Raw genomic sequence first — 23,125 nt, 5'->3', positions numbered from 1 at the left:
GGGTATGCACAGCATCCCCCGCCTTTTGATTAGCCCGCAGCGCGCAATGGCTGGATGCGCGGCGCAAGATGGGCACCGAATTGCGCGACTGCGCGGTCAGCACGCTCAGCAACCGGGCCGGGCAGCAGGCCATTATCATCGAAATCGCGCGACGAGACATAGACGCCGGTCGCCAGCGTATGCGCCTCGAAAAAGCCGAAAACCGGGCGAAGCTGGTGCTCGATCACCAGCGCATGACGGTCGCCGCCACCGCTGGCCGCCAGCAGGACTGGCTTTCCGGCCAGATGCGCAGGGTCGATCAGGTCGATGAAATGTTTGAACAGCCCCGTATAGCTGCCCTTGTAGACCGGGCTTGCCACGATCAGCGCGTCGGCTTGCAGAAACGCATCCAGATGGGGCTGATGCGGACCGTTTGCGACGTTGCGCAGCGTTCCGAAATCCTCGCCCAGATCGGCTACATCAAAGACATGGGCCGATCCGCCGAACTGAGCGACGGCGCGGGCGGAGATATCTTCGACCAGAAGGCGGGTCTTGGAGGGGCGGCTCCATGAGCCGGCGAATGCTGCAAAGCGGGGCGATGACATGGAGTTTCCTGAAAGACGACTGAATTGACAGCAAAAACATAGGTGCCGAACCCGGAACCGACCATTCCAAAGCCGGGCATTCGGCAGAAGGGTTTCTGTCGTTCGATGTCATCCAAAGGGAAATTTCTGCTGACCAACCGCGTGTTGCCCTAAGGGGTGGCGGCGGCAGCTTGTGATTTCGGATTGCCGTTTCAGCGTTCTTTCAACTGCGGGTCGTGACGTGTAACAAAGTCAGCACTTAATGCACATGACGGACACATGCCTTCGCAAACAGACCGCAAAATCGTCGTCATCGGCGCGGGCATCATCGGCGTGACGACAGCCTTGCGCCTGCGGATGGACGGATATTCCGTTCACTTGCTCGACCGGCGGGGCATCGCTTCTGAAACCTCGCGCGGGAATGCAGGCGCGTTTGCCTTCACGGAAATCGAGCCCTTGGCGGCGCCCGGCATCATCCGCAAGGCTCCGGGCTGGTTGATCGACCCGTTGGGTCCGCTGTCGATCCGTCCCGCACATGCCTTGCAAACGGTGCCGTGGCTGATGCGGTTCTGGCAGGCCAGCCGACCCGACCGCTATCGGGCCGCCGTCGCCGTTCAGGCAGCACTGATGGAACATGGTCGCGCCGCATTGGAAAGGCTTGTCGCCCGCGTCGATGGCGAGCCGATGATCCGCCGCGAAGGACAATTGCAGCTTTACGAAGGGTTGGCGGCATTCCGGGCCTCGCTTCCCGGTTGGGAATTGCGGCGGCAGCACTCGATCCCGACCGAGTTGCTGCACAGTCCGGGCGCGATTGCCGAAATCCAGCCCGGCATAGACCCGCGCTTCACCCATGCGGGCTTTGCGCCGACATGGATGAATACCGTCGATCCTGAAATTTGGACGCGGCATCTGGCCTATCGGTTCACCGCGCGCGGTGGCATATACGACACCGCCCGGATCACCGCTCTGGAGCCGGTCGGGGACCGGGTTCGGATACGCAGCGAAACGGACGATATATTTGCCGACCACGTGATTATTGCGACTGGCGCGTGGTCGCATCTGCTGGCACGTCAGCTTGGCGACCGCATCCCGCTGGAAACCGAACGCGGGTATAACACCACTTTTCCCGATGCCAGTTTTGATCTGCGCACGCATCTGACGTTCAGCGGGCATGGCTTTGCGGTATCGCGTATTCAGCACGGTCTGCGCGTCGGCGGGGCCGTCGAACTGGGCGGGCTGCGCCTGCCGCCGAACTTTCGCCGGGCCGAGGTTCTGGTCGAAAAGACCCGTCGCTTCCTGCACGGTTTTGAGCCGGGACACGGCACGCAATGGATGGGTTTTCGCCCCTCGCCGCCTGACGGCCTGCCGATCATCGGGCCGGCAACACGCTGCCCGAATGTGATTTACGCCTTTGGCCATGGCCATCTGGGCCTGACGCAATCGGCGGGCACGGCGGAACTGGTGTCCGAAATCATCGCCGGTGCAGCCCCTTCGGTGCCGCTTGCCCCGATCAGCGCCGCACGTTTCGCGCGACGCTGACCCGCTTGGCATAATGTTATGAACCGACCACTTCCGGCTGTTCGACCAATTCGCGCAGGCGTGTCAGCGGAATGCTGCCGGGTGCGCCGCCAGACCGCGCAAGCTGCGCGGCCAATCGCTGTGCGGCCCGGTTCCAAGGTGTGGCCACGTCATACATCAGCCCCAGACGGGCGATTTCGCCGTTCAGATAATCCACCTCGGACCGCGCGCCACGGGTAAAGCTTTGCCAGGTCGACTGGCCTGTCGGCACATCGGTCGGGCGGTCGATCTTCCAATGTGAAATATCGACGGCCCGTTCGTCCGGGCGCGCAGGATCATAGCCCGCGGCGATCAGCGCCAAGCGCGCCTCGTCCATGATGCGGCGGCCCAGCAGCGCATGGGTATCGGCATCACCCGCGAAAAGTTCCAGCGCATTCTTGACGTTGTGCAGAATCTTGGCAGCCTTCCAGCGTTGGATGTCGCCACGCTCCTCGGCCAACGAATTGGCGCGGGACAGGTCAGCGACTATCTGCGCCGTTACCGCGTCTGTCCCATGTGGAAAACGTCCGACCACCACCGAGGCAAGCTGCGGCGCCGAGGCGACGCTGACCTTTCCCGTCTGGATATAGACCGCCGGAACCATGATGCTGGCGGCGTAAAGTCGCGAAAAACGGCGGGCGGCGATGCGTTCGGACTCCAGCCCGTTTTGCAGCGTGACCAGTGGCAGATCAGCTGCGACACCCCCACCCTGCACGGGTTCATCCGCCCAATGGGCCGTCGCGGCCTCGACATCCTGGGTCTTGACGGTCAGCAGCAGCACGTCATCGGACCGAAGATCCATCCTGTCCGAAACATTCAGGCGCAGCACGCGGCTGCCGGCGGGACGTTCGTATTCCAGCCCGTCAGCCTGCAATTTGGCCAGCTGGGCCCCGCGCCCGATCAGCTGATAGTCGATACCCGCCAGCTCGAATTCCGCTGCCAGCGCAAGGCCCACGGCCCCTGCCCCGATAATGATATAGCGCATGTCTTAATCCTTTTGCGGAGCCGGAAGCCTAGCGGCGCAGGATAGAAACGTGAAGGACATGGCTTTCTGTTTTTAGCTGGAACACGGAATTTCAACTGCCTTTCGTTCAAGTTGGCAGCAATTCCATTACCCGGTTCACCGCAGGCCGCATCGCGGATCGGTTCGCGCTGACATATTCTGGGCGCACATGCGTTCCAGCAGCCCCTTTTCCGGCCATGCCCTGAAAACACACTTCTTTCTGATCTGCCGTCCGCGATGCAAAATTTCCCCCTGAACACCGTCGGTTAGGATTTTTTTGCCAAGTTCGACTGACGCGCCGAGCCGGGCTTGTGAGCCATCCCATTTTTCACGACTATGTTGATAGTGATTTAGGGAATCTCGTATGCGTAAATCAGTCGGCGGCATCATTGCCATTCTTGCAGGGACAATCCTTGCCAACAGCGCGACTGCCGAGGAAGGCAAGCTGCGCATCGCTGAACAGTTCGGCGTCGTCTATCTGCTGCTGAATATCGCCAAGGACCAGCAACTGGTCGAAAAGCATGGCTGGGAACAGGGTATCGACATTGCGGTCGAATATCTGCAGCTTTCCGGCGGATCGGCGATCAACGACGCGCTGTTGTCGGGCAATGTCGATGTGGCGGGTGCCGGTGTCGGGCCGATGTTCACGATCTGGGACCGCACCAAGGGCGCGCATGGGGTCAAGGGCGTGGCCTCGCTAGGGAATTTCCCCAACTATCTCGTCTCGAACCGCCCCGAGGTGAAAACCATCGCCGATCTGACCGATCAGGACCGCATCGCCCTGCCTGCGGTGGGCGTGTCGATGCAGGCGCGGACCCTGCAGATGGCCTCGGCCAAGCTTTGGGGGGACGATGCGTTTGACAAGCTTGATACGTTGTCGGTCGCCCTGCCCCACCCCGAAGCCGCTGCCGCCATCATCTCGGGCGGGACGGAAATCACCACCCATTTCGGCAACCCGCCGTTTCAGGAACAGGAACTGGCCTCAAATCCAGACGCGCATGTGATCCTGAATTCATATGATGTGTTCGGCGGGCCAGCCACGTCATCGCTGCTTTATGCCACGACGGATTTCTATGAAGACAGCCCTAAGACCTATCAGGCCCTGCTTGGCGCGCTGGATGAGGCGGCAAAGTTCGCCACCGACCACCCCGAGGAGGCCGCAGACACCTATCTTCGCGTCAGCGGCGCCAAGATCGACCGCGACCTGCTGCTGGGCGTGCTGAAAAGCGACGAGGTGACCTTCAAGGTCGAACCGCAAAACACGCTGGGCCTTGGCCAATTCCTGCACCGCGTCGGCGCGATCCGGAACGAGCCTGCCCAGCTTTCCGATTATTTCTTTGACGATCCCCGCATCTCGGGCGGCAGCTAAGGAGATTCAGATGGTGCTGATGTCGAACCTGAATGCCAAAGGTGCCACCGCTGCCCTGCCGCCTGCGCTTTTGCAGGTGCGCGGCGTGACGCTGGAATATGCCACGCAGGAACGGGTGGTGCGCGCCACACACCGGATCGATCTGGATGTGCATCAGGCGGATCGCTTTGTGCTGCTGGGTCCGTCGGGCTGCGGAAAATCGACGCTGCTCAAGGCCATCGCGGGCTTCATCCCCCCGACTGAGGGCAGGATTGTGCTGGACGGCACGCCCGTCAAAGGCCCCGGCGCCGACCGGATCGTGGTGTTTCAGGAATTCGACCAGTTGCCGCCGTGGAAGACGGTGCTGGGCAACGTGATGTTTCCACTGCTGTCCACGCGCAGCCTGCCACGGGCCGAGGTGCGCGAACGCGCGCAGGACGCCATCGCCAAGGTTGGCCTTGCGGGGTTCGAAGACGCCTATCCGCACCAGCTTTCCGGCGGCATGAAACAGCGCGTCGCGATTGCCCGCGCGCTGTCGATGAAGCCGCGCGTGCTGCTGATGGACGAACCCTTTGCCGCGCTTGACGCGCTGACCCGCCGCAAGATGCAGGAGGAACTGCTGCAATTGTGGGATGAGGTCCGCTTTACCCTGATCTTTGTCACGCATTCCATCGAAGAGGCGCTGGTGGTCGGCAACCGCGTCGCGCTGTTGTCTCCGCGCCCCGGTCGCGTCAAGGCCGAGGTCAACTGCCACGACTGGGACCTGCACAGCATGGGCGGCGAAGATTTCCAATCCGCCGCCAATCGCATCCACGACACGCTTTTCGCAGAAGAACCATGACAGCGACCGCCCTGACCCCGCCGATCCGGCCCGAATACGAACGCGACCTGCCGCCCTTTGTCGAAGCTCCGGTCGAACGCGACATCCCGCTGGCGGCCCGCCTTTGGGCGCAGGACTGGCTGCGCAGGCTGGTGATCGTCGCGGCCATTGCGCTGATCTGGGAACTGGCCGCCCGTTGGCAGGGCAATCCGCTGCTGCTGCCGACATTTGCAGCGACCGCCCGCGCCTTTGTCCTTGGCATCGCCGATGGCGTGCTGCTTGAGCGTGCATGGGTGTCGATCACCGTGCTGCTGCAGGGGTATGTGCTTGGGGTGGCTGCGGCTTTCGCGCTGACGACGCTGGCGGTGTCCACCCGGATCGGGCGGGATCTGCTGTCCACGCTGACATCCATGTTCAACCCGCTGCCTGCGATCGCGCTGCTGCCGCTGGCGCTTTTGTGGTTCGGGCTGGGGCAGGCCAGCCTGATCTTCGTGCTGGTGCATTCGGTCCTGTGGCCCTTGGCGCTGAACATCTTCTCGGGGTTTCAGGGCGTTCCCGACACCCTGCGCATGGCCGGGCGCAACTATGGCCTGACCGGCTGGCGTTTCGTGACACAGATCCTTGTGCCCGCCGCCCTGCCCTCGATCGTGTCGGGACTGAAGATCGCATGGGCCTTCGCATGGCGCACCCTGATCGCGGCCGAGTTGGTCTTTGGCGCGTCCTCGGGGCGCGGGGGCTTGGGCTGGTATATCTTTCAAAGCCGCAACGAACTTTACACCGATCAGGTGTTCGCCGGGCTGGCCATGGTCATCATCATCGGCCTGCTGGTCGAAAACGTCGTCTTTTCCACGCTGGAACGCCTGACCATCCACCGCTGGGGCCAGCAGCGCTAACCTTGATGAGTTGCAGATATGAGCAAACTTGATTTCCTGTGGTATATCCCGAACCAGGCCGTAGCCGGTCATCGCGGCGACAGCGGCAGCGCCGATCACAACAGCCTTGAGACGCTGACCGAACAGGCCCGCGCCGTCGAAGACAACGGCTGGTCGGGTGCGCTGATCGGCACGGGCTGGGGGCGGCCCGATTGCTTTACCCTTGGCACGGCGCTTGCTGCGCAAACGACGCACTTCAACCCGCTGATCGCCATTCGGCCCGGCTATTGGCAGCCTGCGCAATTCGCCAGCGCCGCCGCTACGCTGGATAACCTGTCGGGCGGTCGCGTGCGGATCAACATCGTGTCCGGCAAGGATGATTTCGAAGCTTACGGCGACAGCGAAGGCGATCAGGCACATCGCTATGGCCGCACCCGTGAATTCATGCAGTTGGTGCGCCGCCTGTGGTCCGAAACCGATGTGACCCATCAGGGCGAACATTACAGCCTGAAAAATTCGACCGCCGAGCCGCGCATTCCGGCGCGCGGCACCCGCAAGCACCCGCCGCTGTATTTCGGCGGTGCGTCCCCCGCCGCCGAAGCCGTCGCCGCGACCGAGGCGGATGTCCAACTGTTCTGGGGCGAGCCGCGTGACGGCATCCGCGACCGGATCGCGCGCCTGCGCAGCCTGCAAAAGGAACTTGGCCGCAGCCTGCCGCCGTTGGAATTCGGCCTGCGCATCACCACCCTGATCCGCGATACCAGCGCCGAAGCGTGGCGCGACGCCGAGGCGAAGGTCGAAAAGATGGCCCAGATCGAAGGCGCGGGCTGGCACGATCACCGCCGCGTCGTGGCCGAGGGCCAGCAGCGCCTGTTCGACCTGCAAGCCCAAGGCGAAGTGCTGGACGAAAACCTGTATACAACGCCCGGCAAGTTCGGCGCAGGCGGGGCTGCTACGACGTGGCTTGTCGGCTCAGCCTCCGAGGTCGCGGCATCGCTGCGCGCCTATGCCGATCTGGGGATCAGCAAGTTCATCCTGTCGGACACGCCTTACCTTCAGGAAATCCGCAAGCAAGGGCGCGAGCTGCTGCCGTTGTTGCAGCCCCAGACGGCGGACGCATAAGTCAGACAGGCGCGCGTTTCCTTCGCTCGCCTGCGCGCATTGTGCGGCTCATGCGCGGTCTGCCAGGCGGCGTTGTGCAAGATTGCGCAGCAAGGCGCGCGTGCCGAACTGCCATTCCGCGCAGGCGTCCGATCGCAGCACGCGGTTCACCAGCCGACCCAGCAGCGGGCTGAAGATTTCGACGACATCGCCGATCTCATGTGTAAAGCCCTGCCCCACGCCGCGCCGATCCTTGACCGGGGCGAACATGGTGCCAAGAAACAACACCGCGCCGTCGGGATACTGGTGATTGCGGTTGCGCAACTGGGCGACCAGATCCTGCGGCTTGCGGCTGATCGCCTGCATCGGGCTTTCGCCCAGCATCTCGAACCCGTCTTCGCCCGTGACGCGCAGCGAAACGCGGACCTGCGACAGCTCTGCCAGCGTGAAAGCGCCATGGAACAGCCGGATGAACGGCCCGATGGCGCAGGATGCGTTATTGTCCTTGGCCTTGCCCAGCAGCAGGGCCGACCGCCCCTCGACATCGCGCAGGTTCACGTCATTGCCTAGGGCCGCGCCAAGGATCGTGCCGTCGGAACGCACGGCCAGCACCACCTCGGGCTCCGGGTTGTTCCATTCCGAGATGGGGTGGATGCCCACATCGTCGCCGCACCCGACGGATGACATGGGCTGAGACTTGGTGAAGATCTCGGCATCCGGCCCGATCCCGACCTCCAGATATTGCGACCACAGGCCCATCTCCTGCAGCAGCGCCTTGACCCGCTGCGCCTGTTCGGACCCTGCGGTGATGCCGCGCAGGCTGTCACCGATCACCGGCGCAAGACGGTCACGGATGTCCTGTGCGCGACCGCTGTCGCCGCGGGCCTGTTCCTCGATCACGCGCTCGACCATGCTGTCGGCGAATGTGACGCCTGCCGCCTTGACCGCCTGCAGATCGACCGGGGCCAACAGGCGACCGCCCTGCCCGGCCAGATAATCCTGCAGATCGCCCAGATCGGGCAAATCCGCCGTCGCGGCCAATTGCGCCGCAATGCCTTCGATTTCCAGCAGGCCGGACATGGTGGCGGCGATGTCGGTCAGGTCCAGCACGCGACCGTCGCGGATCAGCACCGGGCACGGCCCACCGGCGGCATCGGACCAGACGCGACCGACCAGAATGGCCGTTCCTGCGTCATCGGGAAGAATATCTGCGGCGGTCAGGGAAAGCGATTTCGACAAGTTGCTCCTCCGGGCTTTGGCACGTGTCGCAAGCAGAGATAGCCCTTGACGCGCGTATGGTCTATGTCTTTGTTGCTTGCACGCAATATACAGAAAGCCGCCGCCATGTCAGCCGATGCCAGCACCGCCGCAATCCTTCTGAACCCCGCCGACACGGTGGCTGTCGCGCGCCGCCGGATCGCTGCGGGTGAAGACACGGGGATCGCGGGGATCGTTGCGCAACAGGCAATCCCGCGCGGACACAAGGTCGCCCTGCGCCCGATCGCGGCGGGAACCGAATTGCGCAAGTTCGGGCAGGTCATCGGCATCGCCACGCAGGACATTCAGCCCGGCGACCATGTGCATCTGCAAAACCTTGCCATGTCCGAGGCCCATGCCGAACACCAGTTTTCCACCGACATTGCGGAAACCGGCATGATCCCGGCGGATCAGCAGCGCAGCTTCATGGGCTATGATCGCGGCGCAGGCGGCGTGGGGACGCGCAACTTCATCGGTGTGCTGACGACGGTGAACTGTTCGGCCACGGTGTCGCGCTATGTCGCGGATCACTTCAACCGCATGGGCGGGCTGGACGGCACGTCGCATGTCGATGGCGTGGTGGCGCTGACGCATGGGCTGGGCTGCGCGGTCAGCAACAAATCCGAAGGGTATCGCTACCTGACCCGCGTCATTCAGGGCTATGCGCGCCACCCGAATTTCGGCGGCATCCTGATGGTCGGCCTTGGCTGCGAGACGAACCAGATCCAGCCCATTCTGGAACATTACAAGCTTGAGGAAGGCGAGCGTTTCCGCACCCTGACCATCCAGCACATGGGCGGCACGCGCAAAACGATCGACGCGGCCTGCGGCATGATCCGCGAAATGCTGCCCTCGGTCGATCAGGCGCGGCGGACGCGACAGCCGCTGTCGGGACTGAAGGTGGCGTTGGAATGCGGCGGCTCGGACGGGTATTCGGGGATCACCGCCAACCCGGCACTGGGTCACGCATCGGACCTGATCGTGCGCAATGGCGGCACGTCCTGTCTGGCCGAGACGCCCGAGATCTATGGCGCCGAGCATCTGCTGACCCGCCGCGCGGTCGAGCCGGCGATTGCCCAGAAGCTGATGGACCGGATCGACTGGTGGCGCGATTATACCAGCCGCAACGGGGCTGAACTGAACAACAACCCCAGCTATGGCAACAAACAGGGCGGGCTGACGACCATCCTTGAAAAATCGCTGGGTGCGGTGGCCAAGGGTGGCTCGATGCCGCTGAAGGCCGTCTATGAATATGCCGAAATCATCGACAAGCCCGGCTTCGTCTTCATGGACACGCCCGGTTATGATCCCGTCGCGGTGACGGGTCAGGTGGCGGGCGGCTGCAACGTGGTCTGCTTCACCACCGGGCGCGGCTCGGTTTCCGGCTGGAAGCCCGCGCCGACCATCAAGATCGCCACCAATACCGAGATGTATGAGCATATGCGCGAGGATATGGACATCGACACCGGCGGCATCGCGACGGGCAGCGAATCCATCGAAAGCGCGGGCGAAAAGATTTTCGAACAGATCATCGCCGTCGCATCGGGCGAAAAGACCGTCAGCGAGACCTATGATTACGGCGACAACGAATTCGTGCCCTGGCAGGTCGGCGCGATCACCTGACCGATGAAGGCCACGGGTTCGGGGCGGCCCTCGGCCAGCACGATCTGCGCCCGCGCCACCACATTGGCGACAGAGTTGCGGATATGGCGGCGCACGGCCTGTTCCACCGCCGCCGGATCGCGGCGGCGCATCGCGGTGAACACGGCGATATGTTCTTCGAAAAACGCTTCCATCGGCAGTTTCGCGACGCGCGTGCCGACGGTGTGCTTGGAAAGCGTCAGCAGGCAATGCGTGCGCTGCAAGATCCTGGCCAGTTCGCGATTGCGGGTGCGCTGGACGCAGTTCACATGCAGATCGACCTCCAGATCATACATCTCGGCGGCGCTGATGTCGCTGTATCGCGCCCATGCCGCTTCGTGGCGGGCCTGCATCGCGTCGATTTCGCCGTCGCCAAGCGCATCCAGCGCACCGGCGATGGCCAAGGGTTCCAGATGTTCGCGCAATTCGTAAAGCTCGCGGATGCGGCGTTCATCCAGCGCCACGACCGACCAGCGCAAGGCATCGTCCTTGTCGATCAGCCCGCGCGTTTCCAGTTGCGACAGCACATCACGCGCCACTGTGCGCCCCACATCGTAATGCCGCGCCAGTTCCAGTTCATTCACCCGCGCCCGTCCGAAAAACGAACGATGGACGATCCGCGCCTCGACATCGTCGTAAAGCGCCTGCCACGCGAAACTGATGCGCGGCTCATGCAGGATCGACAGCGCGGCCAAGGCCTGATCCAGGGGCAGGCGCAGCGGCTGCACCCCCGGCTTGCCGACGATATGACCATGCGGGCCGGTGCGGTGGATCAGCCCTTCCTCCAGCAGATCCTGCAACGCCCGGCGCACCGGCACACGACTTGAGCCGACAAGCCGAGCAAGGGGCGTTTCGGTCAGGACCGTGCCCGGTTCGACCGCACCAGACAGGATGGCCGTCCGCAGGCTGATGCGAAGCTGTTCGGCCAATGTCTGCTTGCGTTGCAAAATGCCACCTCCGGGTTCGCACAATGCTTTAAACCCAAGCCACAACAACGCAAGATGTCACGCGATACCGTAAAGCGCGCGCCATTGTCCTGCAACATCGGGGCGGAAATCCCGTTCGGCAGGATCGTCGCTGATCGCGGGCCGGACGATCCAATCTCAGCCGAGGTCGCCGAACACGCAAGCCTCGATCCGGTCGCGCCCTGCCGATTTCGCGCGATAAAGCTGGGCATCCGCAGCCTTTACCCAATCATTCGGCGCAGAATCTTCGCGCGCCTGTGCCGAGGCGACGCCGATGCTGATCGTCACGAAAGGGCTGACCTGCGAGCGTTCATGCGGAATGCGCAGCTGATGCACGTGATCGCGTATCTCCTCGGCCACGGCCTGGGCCTGATCGGGCGAACAGTCCATCAGGACGCAGCAGAACTCCTCACCGCCGTAACGTGCCGAATGGCCAGATGCCCTGCGCGTTGCACGGTGCAGCGCCGACGCGACCATGCTGATGCAATTATCGCCATTCTGGTGGCCATAGGTGTCGTTGAACTGCTTGAAGAAATCTATATCCAGCATGATCAGCGACAGCCAGCGCCCCTCGCCGGCATGGGTCTTGACCGCTTCCTTCATCAGGCCATCCAGCTTTCTGCGATTATGCAGTCCGGTCAGTGCATCGGTCACCGCCATTTCGGCCAACTGGTCGCGCAACTGCTTCAGCTCGATATGGTTGCGGACCCGGTTGCGCAGCGTCAGCGGATGCACGGGCTTGGTCACATAGTCGATCGCACCGATCGACAGACCCAGCACCTCGTCATCGGTATCGTTCAGGCCGGTGATAAAGATCACGGGAATATCGGCCAGAAGCGGATCCTGCTTCAGGCGGCGGCAAACGTCAAAGCCCTGAATGCCCGGCATGACGACATCCAGCAGCACCAGATCGGGCATGATGTCATGGACCGATTCCAGCGCCTGTTCACCCGAGATGGCAAAGGACACATCATACTGATCGCCCAGGGCTTCGTTCATGATCTCGATGTTGGACACTTCGTCATCGACGATCAGAACCGTCGCCTTGCGCGCCGCATCCACGGAAACTTGCGACATCATCATCAGTCCTCGTTCGTCAGCAGATCTTTGGCGGATATTTCATCCAGAGCGGTCAGCGCGGTCGTATAGTCCAACCGCTCCAACGCCTTGTGCAGCGGGTGCTGTGCCACCTCGGCGGGCGTCAGGCCCATCGCTGCGGCAAGTTCGGCAAACCCAGCCCTTGCGCCAAGACTGCGCCGCATAAGCTGCTGGCGCAGCTTGTCACGCAAACCGGCAAGTTCGGCGTGATCGACCGTCACGACAGGCGCCGACACCGCGCTTGTCGCCACCGAGGCGGCAGTCCCCGCAAGCGACTGCCCCGCTGCCACGGCCGGAGCCAGCCTTTCTGCGACCAGCGCAATCAGCTGCTCAATCCCATCGCTGGGCCGGTCTTTCAGACTGCGTTCCAGCGACGCTGCGGCAATTTGCAGGTCTGGCGCCTCGAGCGATCCGGCCAGCCCCTTCAGCGTATGGGCCATGCGGCGGGCTTCCTCGACCCTGCCTTCGGCAAGGGCCCGGCGAATTTCTTCGGGCACGCGCGCCTGCGTTTCGGCAAAATTTACGATCAGTCGCCGCAACAAGGCGTGCTTGCCATTTACCCGCTCAAGCGCGCGCGCAACCCCGAAGGGCGACAAATCCGCAGGCAAGTCCTGCGACATCAGCACGACCTTGTTTGAAGTCGCAGCCGCCAAACCGGCATCCACCGGGTTGGAAACGTGATGGCCGGGCCGCAACCAGCGTTCCAATGCAGCGATCAGCACCGGCGGCTCGATGGGTTTGGGCACATGGTCGTTCATGCCGATGTCGAAACAACGCTGGCGTTCGTCGGCATAGGCATGTGCCGTCATCGCGATGATCGGCAACCGTTCCGCGCTCCAGTCCTTGCGGATCACCGCGGTCGCTTGCAGACCGTCCATCACCGGCATCTGCAGGTCCATCAGGACCAGCGCATAGGCATCGCCCAGTTCGCGGATGCGGTCCACGGCCTCTTCGCCGTTTTCGGCGGTATCGACCAGCAATCCGGCATCGGTCAGCAGCTCGGTGGCGATCTCGCGGTTGATGGCATTGTCTTCGACCAGCAACACGCGCAGCCCCTGCAGGTTTTGGGCCACGGCGGGAACGGCTGGTTCGCAATCCGCCGCAATCGTCGGTTCGGCCTGCGGCAACAGACCGGCGAAAAGCTCATCCAACGTCGAAATCAACGCGCGCATTTCCAGCGGCTTGGGCAGGTAGGCATCGACACCCGTGCCGTCGATCGCATCGGTCAACTGGTCCGAGCCATAAGCGGTCACCATGACCATCTTGGGTTTGCGCAGAATACGCGCATTGTCCCTGACGGCCCGGATCGTGTCCAAACCGTTCATATTGGGCATCTTCCAATCGACCAGCACCAGATCGAACGGACGGTCGCTGGACGCTGCACCTTCCAGACGCTCGACCGCCTCGCGGCCCGAACTCGCCGCCTCGGCTGTCATCGACCATTGCGCGAACGTCTCCTGCACAAGTTGAAGCGAGGCGGGGTTGTCATCGACCGTCAGGATACGCAGATGGCGCAGCGCAGCATGAGGCGCGGTCTTTTGCTCCGGGATCCCCGAGGCGATGCCCAGCTTGACGGTAAAGCTGAAGACCGTGCCCACCCATGCCTGGCTTTGCACCTTGATGTCGCCGCCCATCAGGCGAACGATCTGGCGGCTGATCGCAAGACCCAGCCCGGTCCCGCCATAGCGGCGGGTCATGGTATTGTCGGCTTGTGTGAAATGGTCGAACAGCCGCGATTGCTGTTCGGGCGTCATACCGATGCCGGTATCCACCACCTCGACGCCCAGTTCGATGTCCGATGCGCTGCGCGACTGCACGCGGGTGCGGACACTGACCGAGCCACGTTCGGTAAACTTTACCGCATTGGTGACAAGGTTCAGGATCACCTGACCAAAGCGCAATTCGTCCCCGACCAGCAAAGCGGGCAGCAACGGATCTTTCTGCACGTCCAGTTGCAGCCCCTTGGCCTTGGCGTTTTCCAGCACCATCTGCAACTGCTGCTCGATCACGGCATGGGGGTTGAACGGCGTCTCCTCAAGCGACAGCTTGCCCGCTTCGTTCTTGGACAGGTCCAGAATGTCGTTGATCAGGCGCAGCAGGGACGATCCGGCGCTGCTGATCTTGGTCACATAATCTTCCTGCCGGGCTGTCATGGCGGTGCGTTGCAGCAGGTGGCAAAAACCCAGAACCGCGTTCAGAGGCGTGCGGATCTCGTGGCTCATATTCGCGAGGAACATGGATTTCGAGTTGTTGGCCCGCTCGGCCTCTTCGGTGCGTTGCGCCAGTGCCAGATTATTGGCGACCAGTTCGTCGTTGATGCGGGCAAATGTCAGGGTGAACATATCGGCCAGCCAGACCAGAACCGCCGTCTGGAATGCCACCACCCCGGCATGAAGCATCACACGTTCAAACGTGCCTTCGGCCGGGAATACGGCATAGGGCAGCAGATACAGCAAGGTCAGGTGGTGCAGAGCCACCGCGGCGGAAGCCAAAAGGATCGGCCGGCGGTCAAACCATGCGATCATCAGGGCAAGCATCGCGAAGAAATACATATGCATGTCCATTTGCCACGCATGACCGCGCATCAGAAACACCAGCAGCGCCGGTTCGGCCATCAGAAGCACTGCCGACAGATAGCGCGTGATCAGCGCCGTGCCACGAAGCGCAAAGCTGAGATGATAGATCCCAGCCAGCACCGCCGCTGCGGCCGCGGCACCCCATACACTGTGCCCCTGCAATCCCGCCACGGCGGCGATCAGCGGCACATGCGCCCAAAGCAGATAGACGAGAAACCGTCCAAAGCGTTCACGCAGCAGATTGAGTTCCTGTTTCATACGCTACCCTCTGGTGTTGGGGTTGAGCAGCCAAGGAACCGCGGCGCCGGGAACACCGCCCAAGCCCCTGCATTTTCCATGTCGGCAACGAAATCGGTCCGGTCGGACGCTGCGATGATCACATTACCAAAGCCACCCAAGGCGACAGGCAGTCCGTCAACCGAAGCGACCATTGCGAAAGTTGCGGCCTGACTGGTTCCGGGCGGGGCAATAACTACATATTGTCCATTAACCCTTTCGGAGCTCAGCGTTGCCAGAGCCAAGGCAGCAATTCCAAGAAGCAGCAGCATAAGTGCTGTGAACAGGCCGCCTTTTTCGGAATTCTGGTCCTGTTCGACGAGGTATGGGTTCCCCGCGCTGCCGCCGTATTTGTCCATCATGCACTCTTAACACTTGGCGTTACGCCTTGGCCCTATCTCATGCCCGAGAGGCTTTGCACACTCAAGAGTTGAGTTAACGAAAGCCCGTTCATCTTTCCAAGCATTCGTTGTCAGACGCCCGCGCGATGCGGGCTTTGCGTGTCCTGACTGCACCTTGCAGAAGACCGCTAAAATAATTTGCTCGCCAAACGCATCGCATCCGATTATATCGTAAGCGATGTTTCTGGGCGGAGGCATCGGGAAATGGGCGAATCAACCGCATACCACCACGATGCGGCTACCCGTTTCCCGATTTCTGCCGACGTTCCAGCAGAAAGGACTGAGCTGATATTGTTTTTTGCGGCCATGACATGCCGCGCATAATGGGTGCATGCGATGAATGAGAAACGACTCATCAATCAGTGGTTAGCGTGCGAGACCACCGTTGCTGTCAAAACGCTGGAGGCAGCGCAAGCGGCAGGTCTAAGGCAGGCCTTTGCAGAAGACTGCGTGCGGGTTGTGATGCCTATCATCATGAAAAAGTTCCTTGAACAGAACTCTAGGTCCGCCGCATCGGGCTGAAGCGTTGGGCAATAGTAAATCTAATGCAGCCGTGATGAACATTCTCCTTTGCGGCGAAAGGCGGCGCTGAATTACCTCATATCCTCAGGAAAAACCTCCCGAAGGAACGGGACAGACCAACAGGATGGAGGCTGCAACATGACCCCCCGGATGGTGCTTGAAGGCATCTATACGCCGCTGATCACGCCGTTTCATGCCGATGGTCAGGTCGATTACGACGCGCTTGGCGCTGTTGTGGAACATCTGGTCGCGTCGGGCGTGCATGGACTGATCTCGGGCGGCTCTACTGGCGAAAACTACGCCGAGACCGTCGAAGAGCGGCTGGAGATCGCGCGCATCATCACCGAAAAGACTGCGGGCCGCCTGCCCGTGATCATCGGCACGGGTGCGATGCGCACGCCTGATTCCATTGCACTGGCCGTTGGGGCCCGCGACATGGGCGCGGACGCGATCCTTTTGGGCACGCCGCCCTATTCGGTGCCGACCGAACGTGAAAATGCGCTAAACGCGCTGGCCATCGACCGCGCCGCCGATCTGCCGATCATCCTTTACAACTATCCCGGTCGCATGTCGGTCGAGATGGGCCGCGAATTCCTTGATCGCGTGGGGCGTTCGAAGAACGTCATCGGCATCAAGGAAAGCTCGGGCGACATCAACCGCGTCCACCTGCTGGCGCGCGACTACCCGCATATCCAGCTGTCCTGCGGCATGGACGATCAGGCGCTGGAATTCTTTGCATGGGGCGCGCGCAGCTGGATCTGCGCCGGCTCGAACTTCCTGCCCGAAGAACATGTCTACCTGTATCAGACCTGCGCGGTCGAAGGCGATTTCGCCAAGGGCCGCCGCATCATGTCGGCGATGATGCCGCTGATGCGCGTGCTGGAACAAGGCGGCAAGTTCATCCAATGCGTCAAGCACGGGGTCGAGGTCGCCGGCCTTTACGCAGGTCCGATGCGTCCGCCGCTGAAGGGATTGAACAAAGAGGAGAAGCGCGAGCTTGAGCAGGTGATCCGCACCCTCAAGACCACCATCAAGTCGATCCGCGAGGGGAACTGACATGAGCGACCTGCTGACCACCGAAGAATACAAGGCCATCGCCGCCTCGCTGGAACTGCCGCAGAATGCCTGGATCGACGGCGGCTATCGCCCCGCAATCTCGGGCAAGACCTTCACGACCGTGAACCCGGCAACGGGCGAAAAGCTGACCGAAATCGCCGCCTGCAATGCCGAGGACGTGGATCTGGCCGTGTCCAAGGCCCGCGAGGCGTTCGAGGACGGGCGCTGGTCGCGCCTTCATCCCGGCGCGCGCAAGGACGTGCTGGTCAAGTTCGCCAAGCTGATGGAACAGAACGCCCGCGAGCTGGCCGTCATGGAAAGCATCGACAGCGGCAAGACCATTTATGATTGCGAAACCGTCGACATCCCGGAAACCATCCATGTCATCAAATGGCATGCCGAACTGATCGACAAGATCTACGATCAGGTCGCGCCTGCCTCCGACAACCACATCGCCATGATCGTGCGCGAGCCGGTGGGCGTCGTCGGTCTGGTGCTGCCCTGGAACTTTCCGCTGCTGATGCTGGCCTGGAAAATCGGTCCGGCGCTGGCCGCAGGCTGTTCGGTCGTGCTGAAGCCCGCTGCGGAAACCACGCTGACCGCGCTGCGCGTGGCCGAACTGGCGGCCGAGGCGGGCCTGCCGCGCGGTGTTCTGAACATCGTCACCGGATCGGGTTCCGAGGTCGGTGAGCCGCTGGGCCGCCATCCCGATGTGGACATGGTCAGCTTCACCGGCTCGACCGTGACCGGGCGGCGCTTCCTGCAATACTCGGCGGATTCGAACCTGAAAGAGGTCGTGCTGGAACTGGGCGGCAAGAACCCCTGCATCGTGCTGGACGATGCCGAGGATCTGGACGCGGTGGCGGCGCATGTCGTCAACGGCGCGTTCTGGAACATGGGGCAGAATTGCTCCGCCGCCTCGCGCCTGATTGTCCATAAGGACATTCAGGACCGGCTGCTGGACCGCGTGAAGGCCCATGCCCGCGAATGGGTGGTCGGCGATCCGCTGGACCCGCAGGTCCGCGTCGGCGCTTTGGTCAGCAAGGCGCATTTCGACAAGGTTTCCAGCTATCTGGAAACCGACAAGACCGACAAGGTGCTGATGGGCGGCAAGGTGGTCAGCGAAGGCTTCATCGAGCCAACAATCGTGCAAACCACACGCGATTCTAAAATGGCGGTCGAGGAAATCTTCGGCCCGATCCTGTCGGTGATCACCGTCGGCAGCTTCGAAGAAGCCATCGCCGTCGCCAATGCCACCGAATACGGGCTTGCGGCGTCGATCTTTACCGCCAATGGCAAGCGGGCAATGCGCGGTGCGCGGATGCTGCGCGCGGGAACGGTCACCGTGAACAGCTTCGGCGAGGGCGACATCTCGACCCCGTTCGGCGGCTATAAGCAATCGGGCTTTGGCGGGCGCGACAATTCGATCCACGCCCATGATCAGTATACCCAGCTGAAGACCATCTGGCTGGACCTGACCGACCATGCGGATGCGGCGCTGGACTGATGGGGGCGCATAAGGCCAGCCGCACCCCCGTATTCAACGGACCTGCGGGGTGGAGCGTGATCCTGCCGTCAGTCGCGCCCCGTGCGCGGCTGGAAGGGCAGTCCGACTGCGATATTGCCATTGTCGGCGGCGGCTTTGCGGGGCTTTCCGCGGCCCGCCGCCTGCATCAGATCGACCCGACGCTGCGCGTCGTCATTCTGGACGCGGCGCGGATTTCCGAAGGTGGAACCGGGCGCAATTCCGGTTTCATGATCGACCTGCCGCATGAACTGACCTCGGGCGATTATGCCGGGGCGGGCGACAGCCATGACCAGCAACTGACGCGGCTGAACCGCCATGCCATCGAGTTTGCCGCCGAAAACGTCCAAGATTATGGCATTCCGGCTGGCTATTTCCAGCGGGCGGGCAAGATCAATGCCGCCGCATCCGCCGCAGGCAGCGCCGCAAATGCCAGCTATGCGCAGCATCTGCGCAAACTGGGCGAGCCGCACAAGATGCTGGACGCCAAGGCCATGCAGCAGATCACAGGATCGTCCTATTACCGCGACGGCCTTTACACGCCCGGCACGGTGATGATCCAACCGGCGGGCTACGTTCAGGGGCTGGCTGCCGGGCTGGAACGCGGCGGCATCCGGATCTTTGAAAATTCTGCCGTGTTGAATATCGAAACGACGGCGCAAGGATGGCGGGCGCAAACGGCCCACGGCACGCTAAACGCCAAGAAGATGATCCTTGCAAATAACGGCCATCTGGAAAGCTTCGGCTTCAAACGCGGCCAGTTGATGCACATCATGCTGAACGCCTGCATCACCGAAGAACTGGATGCGGACAGCGTGCGGGCGCTTGGCGGTCAGGAATGCTGGGGGGCGACCCCGGCCGATCCGATGGGGACGACCGTGCGCCGGATCGGCCCGGCGCAGGGTGGCAACCGCATCATCATCCGCCAGGGCGGTTATTACCGACCGAACATGCAAACCAGCCGCGCTGATCTGGACCGGCTGGTGGCCCACATGCGCCAGAAATTCGACGCGCGGTTTCCCAAGCTGAAGCACGTGCCCTTTGCGCATAGCTGGTCGGGGCATCTGTGTCTGGCTAAAAACAACGTCTCGGTCATGCGGGAACTGGAACCGGGGCTGTTTGCGGCCTGCGTCGATAACGGGCTGGGCACCACGCGCAGCACGCTGACGGGCATCGGGGCAGCCGAACTGGCCTGCGGGCAAACCAGCGCAGTCACCGATTTCTTTTCCGCCGAGGGCGAACCATCGCGCCTGCCGCCACATCCCTTCGACACGATAGGCGCCAATGCCTATCTTCGCTGGAAGGAATGGCAAACCCGACTAGAATAGGCTGCCTGAATGAAGGGAGCCGTCATGCCGATCAAGCGCCGTTACCTGCCCTCGCTTGGGTCATTCGCGACATTCGAGGTGGCGGCCAAGCATCTGAGCTTTACGCTTGCGGCAAAGGAACTGAACGTCACCCAAGGCGCGGTCAGTCAGCAGATCCGCTTGCTGGAACGCGCATTGGACGTGGCGCTGTTCGTGCGCAAACACAATGCGCTGGAGCTGACCCCCGAAGGCGTGAACCTGTTCGGCGCAGTCACCGACGGGCTGGACACGATCAGCGCCGCCGTGGCCACACTGTCCGAAGATCAGGGGCCGCAGACCGTCACAATATCGGCCACCGATGGCATGTCGCAGTTCTGGCTGCAGCCGCTGATCGACCGTTTCCGCGCAGCCCATCCCGAAGTGGGGTTCATCGTCTTCGCCTCGGACGAGGATGACAATCTGCGCAACTACGCCGAGGTCGACATCGCAATCCTGTGCGGCAACGAACGCTGCGAGGTTGGCGAGGTGTTGCATTTCCTGTTTCCCGAGGCCGCACAGCCCGTCTGCACCCCCGAATTTCTGGCCAGATTCGGACCATTCGATGACGTGGACAGTCTGAACCGGGTAAATCTGCTGCACCTTCACGACCGCCACTGGACCGCCGACGCCATCGGCTGGCAACCGCTGGGCTGGCCCGAGTGGTTTCGCGCACAGGGTCAGGAATGGTCGCGGGCACCGTCCAGCCTCAGCACCAACAAGGTCGGCTTGCTGATGTCCGCCACGCTGGCAGGCGAAGGCGTGATGCTGGGCTGGCATCCGATGGTCTATGCCTTGATTACATCGGGCGAACTGGTCTTTGCCCATCCTACACCGATCAGCGCAGGGCGTGGCAACTTTCTGAATTGCAAGCAAAAATCGCTTAAGCGTCCGATCGTGTCGGCCTTTGTCGAATATGCGCTGGATGCAGCGCGCGACCAGATGCGCGGTTACGGGCTTACGCAGCCAGCCTGATGCAATCCCGGCGCTGGCGCAGTTTTGCTAATGCCGAACTGATGCAAAATCTCGTTTGCCCGCGCAACGAGGCTTGGGGATAAATTGATCAATTCAAGGCGGCGGGGCGCTTTGGATCGACAAGGATGACACCCCCAAAATAGCAAATCTCGTCCGGGTGATCCGGCCAGCCCCACCGCAAGCGCGTTCGCGGTGCCGGAAAAGCTATGCCCGACGGACAATAGCGGAGGAAATGATGCGCAGACTGTTCCAAGCCCTTCTTGCCAGCGCCGTGGCGTTGGGTCTTGCCGCGCCGGCAATGGCGCAAGACAAGACGATCAAGATGGGCACCATGGCCTGGGAAGACCTGACCCCGATCACCGGAATCACCAAAAAGGTGCTTGAGGACAAGGGCTTCACCGTAGAGGTCACCGAGTTTTCCGAATGGGGCATCGCCTACGCGGCGCTGACCCGCGGTGATGTGCAGATCATGGCCTCGCAGACCGATTACGTCGCGCAGGACTATTGGCAGCGCAACAAGAACCGGCTTGAGAAGATCTCGCCCGCATCGCACGGGCTGTATCAGGGCATCGCGGTTCCCAAATACGTGCCCATCGATTCGCTTGAGCAGCTGAACGAAAATGCCGACAAGTTCGGCGGCAAGATCGTCGGCATCGAGCCGGGCTCGGGCCTGATGCGTGATGCGGGCAACGCCGTTTCGGAATACGGGCTGAACCTGCAGCTGGTCGAAGGTTCGACCGCCGCAATGACCGCTGCGCTGAAATCGGCAACCGATCGTCAGGAATGGATCGCCGTCACGATCTGGGAGCCGTCGTGGATGGCCCAGAAATTCGACATCAAGTATCTGGCCGATCCCAAGGGCGTCTTCCCCCCGCCGCAAAGCTATTACTGGATCGGTCAAAAGGGTTTCTCCGAGGAAAACCCCGAGGCGCGCGAGACGATCGCCAGCGTCTATGTCCCGCTTGCCGACATTACCGCGATCAACGCCGCTGTGAATGACGGCAAGACGATGGATCAGGCGATTGCCGATTGGACTGCCGCCCATGCCGATCTAATCGGTCGCTGGGAAAACATCAAATCCTATTGAAAATCCGGCGGCTCCTGTTGCGGGGCCGCCCACAACTTAAAAAAGCACGACAGGGTAACATGGACATCAAGAACTCTGACGCGGCCGAGGTGCTGATCGACTGCCAGTCCGTCTGGAAGGTCTTTGGCGAGAAAAGCACCGAAGCAATCCGCTCGATCACGCAGCGCGGCCTGACCAAGAAGCAGATCCTGCAGGAATTCAACTGCGTCGTCGGCGTGTCCGATGCATCGTTGCAGGTGCGCCGCGGTGAAATCTTTTGCATCATGGGTCTGTCGGGCAGCGGCAAGTCAACTTTGATCCGGCTGTTGAACCGCCTGATCGCCCCCAGCCTTGGCAAGGTCCTGGTCAAGGGTCGCGACATCGCGGCATTGAACGATGCAGACCTGCGGCAGATGCGCGCCAAGAACATCGGCATGGTGTTCCAGTCAGTCGCATTGCTGCCGCAGCGCAATGTGCTGGAAAATGCGGCTTTCGGTCTGGAGGTGCAGGGCGTCGGCCGTGACGAGCGTAACCGCGCGGCTGAAGCCGCCTTGGCCAAGGTGGGCCTTGCCGACTGGACGCAGCGGTATCCGTCCGAACTTTCGGGCGGTATGCAGCAGCGCGTCGGTTTGGCCCGCGCGCTGACCTCGGACCCCGAGATCATCCTGATGGACGAACCCTTCAGCGCGCTGGACCCGCTGATCCGTCGCCAGTTGCAGGACGAATTCCGCCAGCTGACCAAGGACTTGGGTAAATCCGCCGTTTTCATCACCCACGATCTGGACGAGGCGATCCGCATCGGCGACCGCATCGCGATCATGAAGGACGGCGTGATCATCCAGGTCGGCACCGCCGAGGAAATCGTGATGAACCCCGCCGACCAATACGTCGCGGATTTCGTCGCCGGTATCTCCCGCCTGCATCTGGTCAAGGCGCATTCCTTGATGGCCCCGGTTGCGGGCTATGCGGGCAATGTCGATGCCCTGCCCCGCTGCGCCCCCGATGCCGACATAGACGCGCTGATCGGCGCGATCACCGGCGGCCACAGCGATGCCGTGGCCATTGCAGACAATGGCGGCATCGTCGGCATCGTCACCATCCGAAACCTGCTTTTGGGCGTGCGCGGCGAAACCGCCGATGCGTCCCGCGCAGCCTGAGGG

General features: G+C 62.2%; 19 protein-coding genes. 12 read left to right on the top strand and 7 right to left on the bottom strand.

From position 1 onward, the window contains the following. Positions 1-29 precede the first annotated feature (29 nt). On the bottom strand, positions 30-584 hold the full coding sequence (locus tag FN835_RS14230) for an NAD(P)H-dependent oxidoreductase (RefSeq protein ID WP_142663901.1): 555 nt from the start codon (positions 582-584) through the stop codon (positions 30-32). A gap of 258 nt (positions 585-842) precedes the next feature. Between FN835_RS14230 and FN835_RS14225 the strand changes: the two genes are divergently transcribed. Continuing rightward, positions 843-2,102 (top strand): NAD(P)/FAD-dependent oxidoreductase, encoded by a 1,260-nt coding sequence (locus FN835_RS14225; RefSeq protein WP_142663900.1) that lies wholly within the window; start codon positions 843-845, stop codon positions 2,100-2,102. A 16-nt stretch (positions 2,103-2,118) separates the two neighbouring features. On the opposite strand, the gene FN835_RS14220 is transcribed toward FN835_RS14225, so the two are convergent. Continuing rightward, the gene (locus tag FN835_RS14220) at positions 2,119-3,105 is read right to left on the bottom strand and encodes a ketopantoate reductase family protein (RefSeq protein ID WP_142663899.1); all 987 of its coding nucleotides are present in this window, start codon (positions 3,103-3,105) and stop codon (positions 2,119-2,121) included. A gap of 382 nt (positions 3,106-3,487) precedes the next feature. Here FN835_RS14220 and FN835_RS14215 point away from each other — a divergent pair, with 382 nt between their 5' ends. From FN835_RS14215 to FN835_RS14200, 4 genes are read left to right on the top strand one after another with little or no spacing between them, the layout of a single operon-like run. Further along, the gene (locus tag FN835_RS14215) at positions 3,488-4,492 is read left to right on the top strand and encodes an ABC transporter substrate-binding protein (RefSeq protein WP_142663898.1); all 1,005 of its coding nucleotides are present in this window, start codon (positions 3,488-3,490) and stop codon (positions 4,490-4,492) included. A 10-nt stretch (positions 4,493-4,502) separates the two neighbouring features. Then, positions 4,503-5,312: an ABC transporter ATP-binding protein gene (locus FN835_RS14210; protein ID WP_142663897.1), complete on the top strand. Its 810-nt coding sequence runs from the start codon at positions 4,503-4,505 to the stop codon at positions 5,310-5,312. Beyond that, on the top strand, positions 5,309-6,184 hold the full coding sequence (locus FN835_RS14205; RefSeq protein WP_142663896.1) for an ABC transporter permease: 876 nt from the start codon (positions 5,309-5,311) through the stop codon (positions 6,182-6,184). The genes FN835_RS14210 and FN835_RS14205 overlap by 4 nt, the downstream gene beginning before the upstream one ends. 18 nt (positions 6,185-6,202) lie before the next feature. Then, positions 6,203-7,285 carry an LLM class flavin-dependent oxidoreductase gene (locus tag FN835_RS14200; protein ID WP_142663895.1) on the top strand — a complete coding sequence of 361 codons (1,083 nt, stop codon included), beginning with the start codon at positions 6,203-6,205 and terminating at the stop codon, positions 7,283-7,285. Between the two features lie 48 nt (positions 7,286-7,333). Here FN835_RS14200 and FN835_RS14195 read toward each other — a convergent pair whose 3' ends face one another. Beyond that, positions 7,334-8,503 carry a fumarylacetoacetate hydrolase family protein gene (locus FN835_RS14195; protein ID WP_142663894.1) on the bottom strand — a complete coding sequence of 390 codons (1,170 nt, stop codon included), beginning with the start codon at positions 8,501-8,503 and terminating at the stop codon, positions 7,334-7,336. Positions 8,504-8,608: 105 nt separating this feature from the next. Between FN835_RS14195 and FN835_RS14190 the strand changes: the two genes are divergently transcribed. After that, positions 8,609-10,144 carry a UxaA family hydrolase gene (locus tag FN835_RS14190; protein ID WP_142663893.1) on the top strand — a complete coding sequence of 512 codons (1,536 nt, stop codon included), beginning with the start codon at positions 8,609-8,611 and terminating at the stop codon, positions 10,142-10,144. Here the strand turns inward: FN835_RS14190 and FN835_RS14185 are convergent. The 4 genes from FN835_RS14185 to FN835_RS14170 form a co-directional block, all read right to left on the bottom strand. Continuing rightward, positions 10,096-11,109: a GntR family transcriptional regulator gene (locus FN835_RS14185; RefSeq protein WP_221930430.1), complete on the bottom strand. Its 1,014-nt coding sequence runs from the start codon at positions 11,107-11,109 to the stop codon at positions 10,096-10,098. The genes FN835_RS14190 and FN835_RS14185 overlap by 49 nt on opposite strands. 156 nt (positions 11,110-11,265) lie before the next feature. After that, positions 11,266-12,204 (bottom strand): diguanylate cyclase, encoded by a 939-nt coding sequence (locus tag FN835_RS14180; RefSeq protein WP_142663891.1) that lies wholly within the window; start codon positions 12,202-12,204, stop codon positions 11,266-11,268. A gap of 5 nt (positions 12,205-12,209) precedes the next feature. Beyond that, positions 12,210-15,059, bottom strand: a complete 2,850-nt coding sequence (locus FN835_RS14175) for a response regulator (protein WP_142663890.1) — start codon at positions 15,057-15,059, stop codon at positions 12,210-12,212. Beyond that, positions 15,056-15,436, bottom strand: a complete 381-nt coding sequence (locus FN835_RS14170) for a hypothetical protein (RefSeq protein WP_142663889.1) — start codon at positions 15,434-15,436, stop codon at positions 15,056-15,058. The genes FN835_RS14175 and FN835_RS14170 overlap by 4 nt, the downstream gene beginning before the upstream one ends. Positions 15,437-16,138: 702 nt before the next feature. Here FN835_RS14170 and FN835_RS14165 point away from each other — a divergent pair. The 6 genes from FN835_RS14165 to FN835_RS14140 all read left to right on the top strand — a co-directional run bounded on the left by FN835_RS14165 (position 16,139) and on the right by FN835_RS14140 (position 23,122). Next, a complete protein-coding gene (locus FN835_RS14165; protein WP_425467472.1) occupies positions 16,139-17,056 on the top strand; it encodes a dihydrodipicolinate synthase family protein in 918 nt (305 codons plus the stop codon). A gap of 1 nt (position 17,057) precedes the next feature. After that, entirely contained in the window at positions 17,058-18,563 is a 1,506-nt protein-coding gene (locus tag FN835_RS14160; protein ID WP_142663888.1) for an aldehyde dehydrogenase, read from the top strand. Next, positions 18,563-19,909: an NAD(P)/FAD-dependent oxidoreductase gene (locus FN835_RS14155; protein ID WP_142663887.1), complete on the top strand. Its 1,347-nt coding sequence runs from the start codon at positions 18,563-18,565 to the stop codon at positions 19,907-19,909. Before FN835_RS14160 ends, FN835_RS14155 begins: the two co-directional genes overlap by 1 nt. 24 nt (positions 19,910-19,933) lie before the next feature. Beyond that, the gene (locus tag FN835_RS14150; RefSeq protein ID WP_142663886.1) at positions 19,934-20,899 is read left to right on the top strand and encodes a LysR substrate-binding domain-containing protein; all 966 of its coding nucleotides are present in this window, start codon (positions 19,934-19,936) and stop codon (positions 20,897-20,899) included. Positions 20,900-21,134: 235 nt separating this feature from the next. Beyond that, positions 21,135-21,986 (top strand): glycine betaine ABC transporter substrate-binding protein, encoded by an 852-nt coding sequence (locus tag FN835_RS14145; protein WP_142663885.1) that lies wholly within the window; start codon positions 21,135-21,137, stop codon positions 21,984-21,986. A 59-nt stretch (positions 21,987-22,045) separates the two neighbouring features. Then, positions 22,046-23,122 (top strand): quaternary amine ABC transporter ATP-binding protein, encoded by a 1,077-nt coding sequence (locus FN835_RS14140; RefSeq protein ID WP_142663884.1) that lies wholly within the window; start codon positions 22,046-22,048, stop codon positions 23,120-23,122. Positions 23,123-23,125 lie beyond the last annotated feature (3 nt).

This window comes from Paracoccus laeviglucosivorans (assembly GCF_900182695.1).
GTDB lineage: Bacteria > Pseudomonadota > Alphaproteobacteria > Rhodobacterales > Rhodobacteraceae > Paracoccus > Paracoccus laeviglucosivorans.
This window is presented reverse-complemented; position numbering and strand designations above follow the sequence as displayed.

Bases quoted from the DNA above. Each gene is read 5' to 3' on its own strand.
- FN835_RS14140 (WP_142663884.1), top strand. From the start codon at position 22,046: ATGGACATCAAGAACTCTGACGCGGCCGAGGTGCTGATCGACTGCCAG.
- FN835_RS14170 (WP_142663889.1), bottom strand. From the start codon at position 15,436: ATGGACAAATACGGCGGCAGCGCGGGGAACCCATACCTCGTCGAACAG.
- FN835_RS14150 (WP_142663886.1), top strand. From the start codon at position 19,934: ATGCCGATCAAGCGCCGTTACCTGCCCTCGCTTGGGTCATTCGCGACA.
- FN835_RS14215 (WP_142663898.1), top strand. From the start codon at position 3,488: ATGCGTAAATCAGTCGGCGGCATCATTGCCATTCTTGCAGGGACAATC.
- FN835_RS14205 (WP_142663896.1), top strand. From the start codon at position 5,309: ATGACAGCGACCGCCCTGACCCCGCCGATCCGGCCCGAATACGAACGC.
- FN835_RS14160 (WP_142663888.1), top strand. From the start codon at position 17,058: ATGAGCGACCTGCTGACCACCGAAGAATACAAGGCCATCGCCGCCTCG.
- FN835_RS14175 (WP_142663890.1), bottom strand. From the start codon at position 15,059: ATGAAACAGGAACTCAATCTGCTGCGTGAACGCTTTGGACGGTTTCTC.
- FN835_RS14155 (WP_142663887.1), top strand. From the start codon at position 18,563: ATGGGGGCGCATAAGGCCAGCCGCACCCCCGTATTCAACGGACCTGCG.
- FN835_RS14230 (WP_142663901.1), bottom strand. From the start codon at position 584: ATGTCATCGCCCCGCTTTGCAGCATTCGCCGGCTCATGGAGCCGCCCC.
- FN835_RS14190 (WP_142663893.1), top strand. From the start codon at position 8,609: ATGTCAGCCGATGCCAGCACCGCCGCAATCCTTCTGAACCCCGCCGAC.
- FN835_RS14210 (WP_142663897.1), top strand. From the start codon at position 4,503: ATGGTGCTGATGTCGAACCTGAATGCCAAAGGTGCCACCGCTGCCCTG.
- FN835_RS14225 (WP_142663900.1), top strand. From the start codon at position 843: ATGCCTTCGCAAACAGACCGCAAAATCGTCGTCATCGGCGCGGGCATC.
- FN835_RS14145 (WP_142663885.1), top strand. From the start codon at position 21,135: ATGCGCAGACTGTTCCAAGCCCTTCTTGCCAGCGCCGTGGCGTTGGGT.
- FN835_RS14165 (WP_425467472.1), top strand. From the start codon at position 16,139: ATGACCCCCCGGATGGTGCTTGAAGGCATCTATACGCCGCTGATCACG.
- FN835_RS14200 (WP_142663895.1), top strand. From the start codon at position 6,203: ATGAGCAAACTTGATTTCCTGTGGTATATCCCGAACCAGGCCGTAGCC.
- FN835_RS14220 (WP_142663899.1), bottom strand. From the start codon at position 3,105: ATGCGCTATATCATTATCGGGGCAGGGGCCGTGGGCCTTGCGCTGGCA.
- FN835_RS14180 (WP_142663891.1), bottom strand. From the start codon at position 12,204: ATGTCGCAAGTTTCCGTGGATGCGGCGCGCAAGGCGACGGTTCTGATC.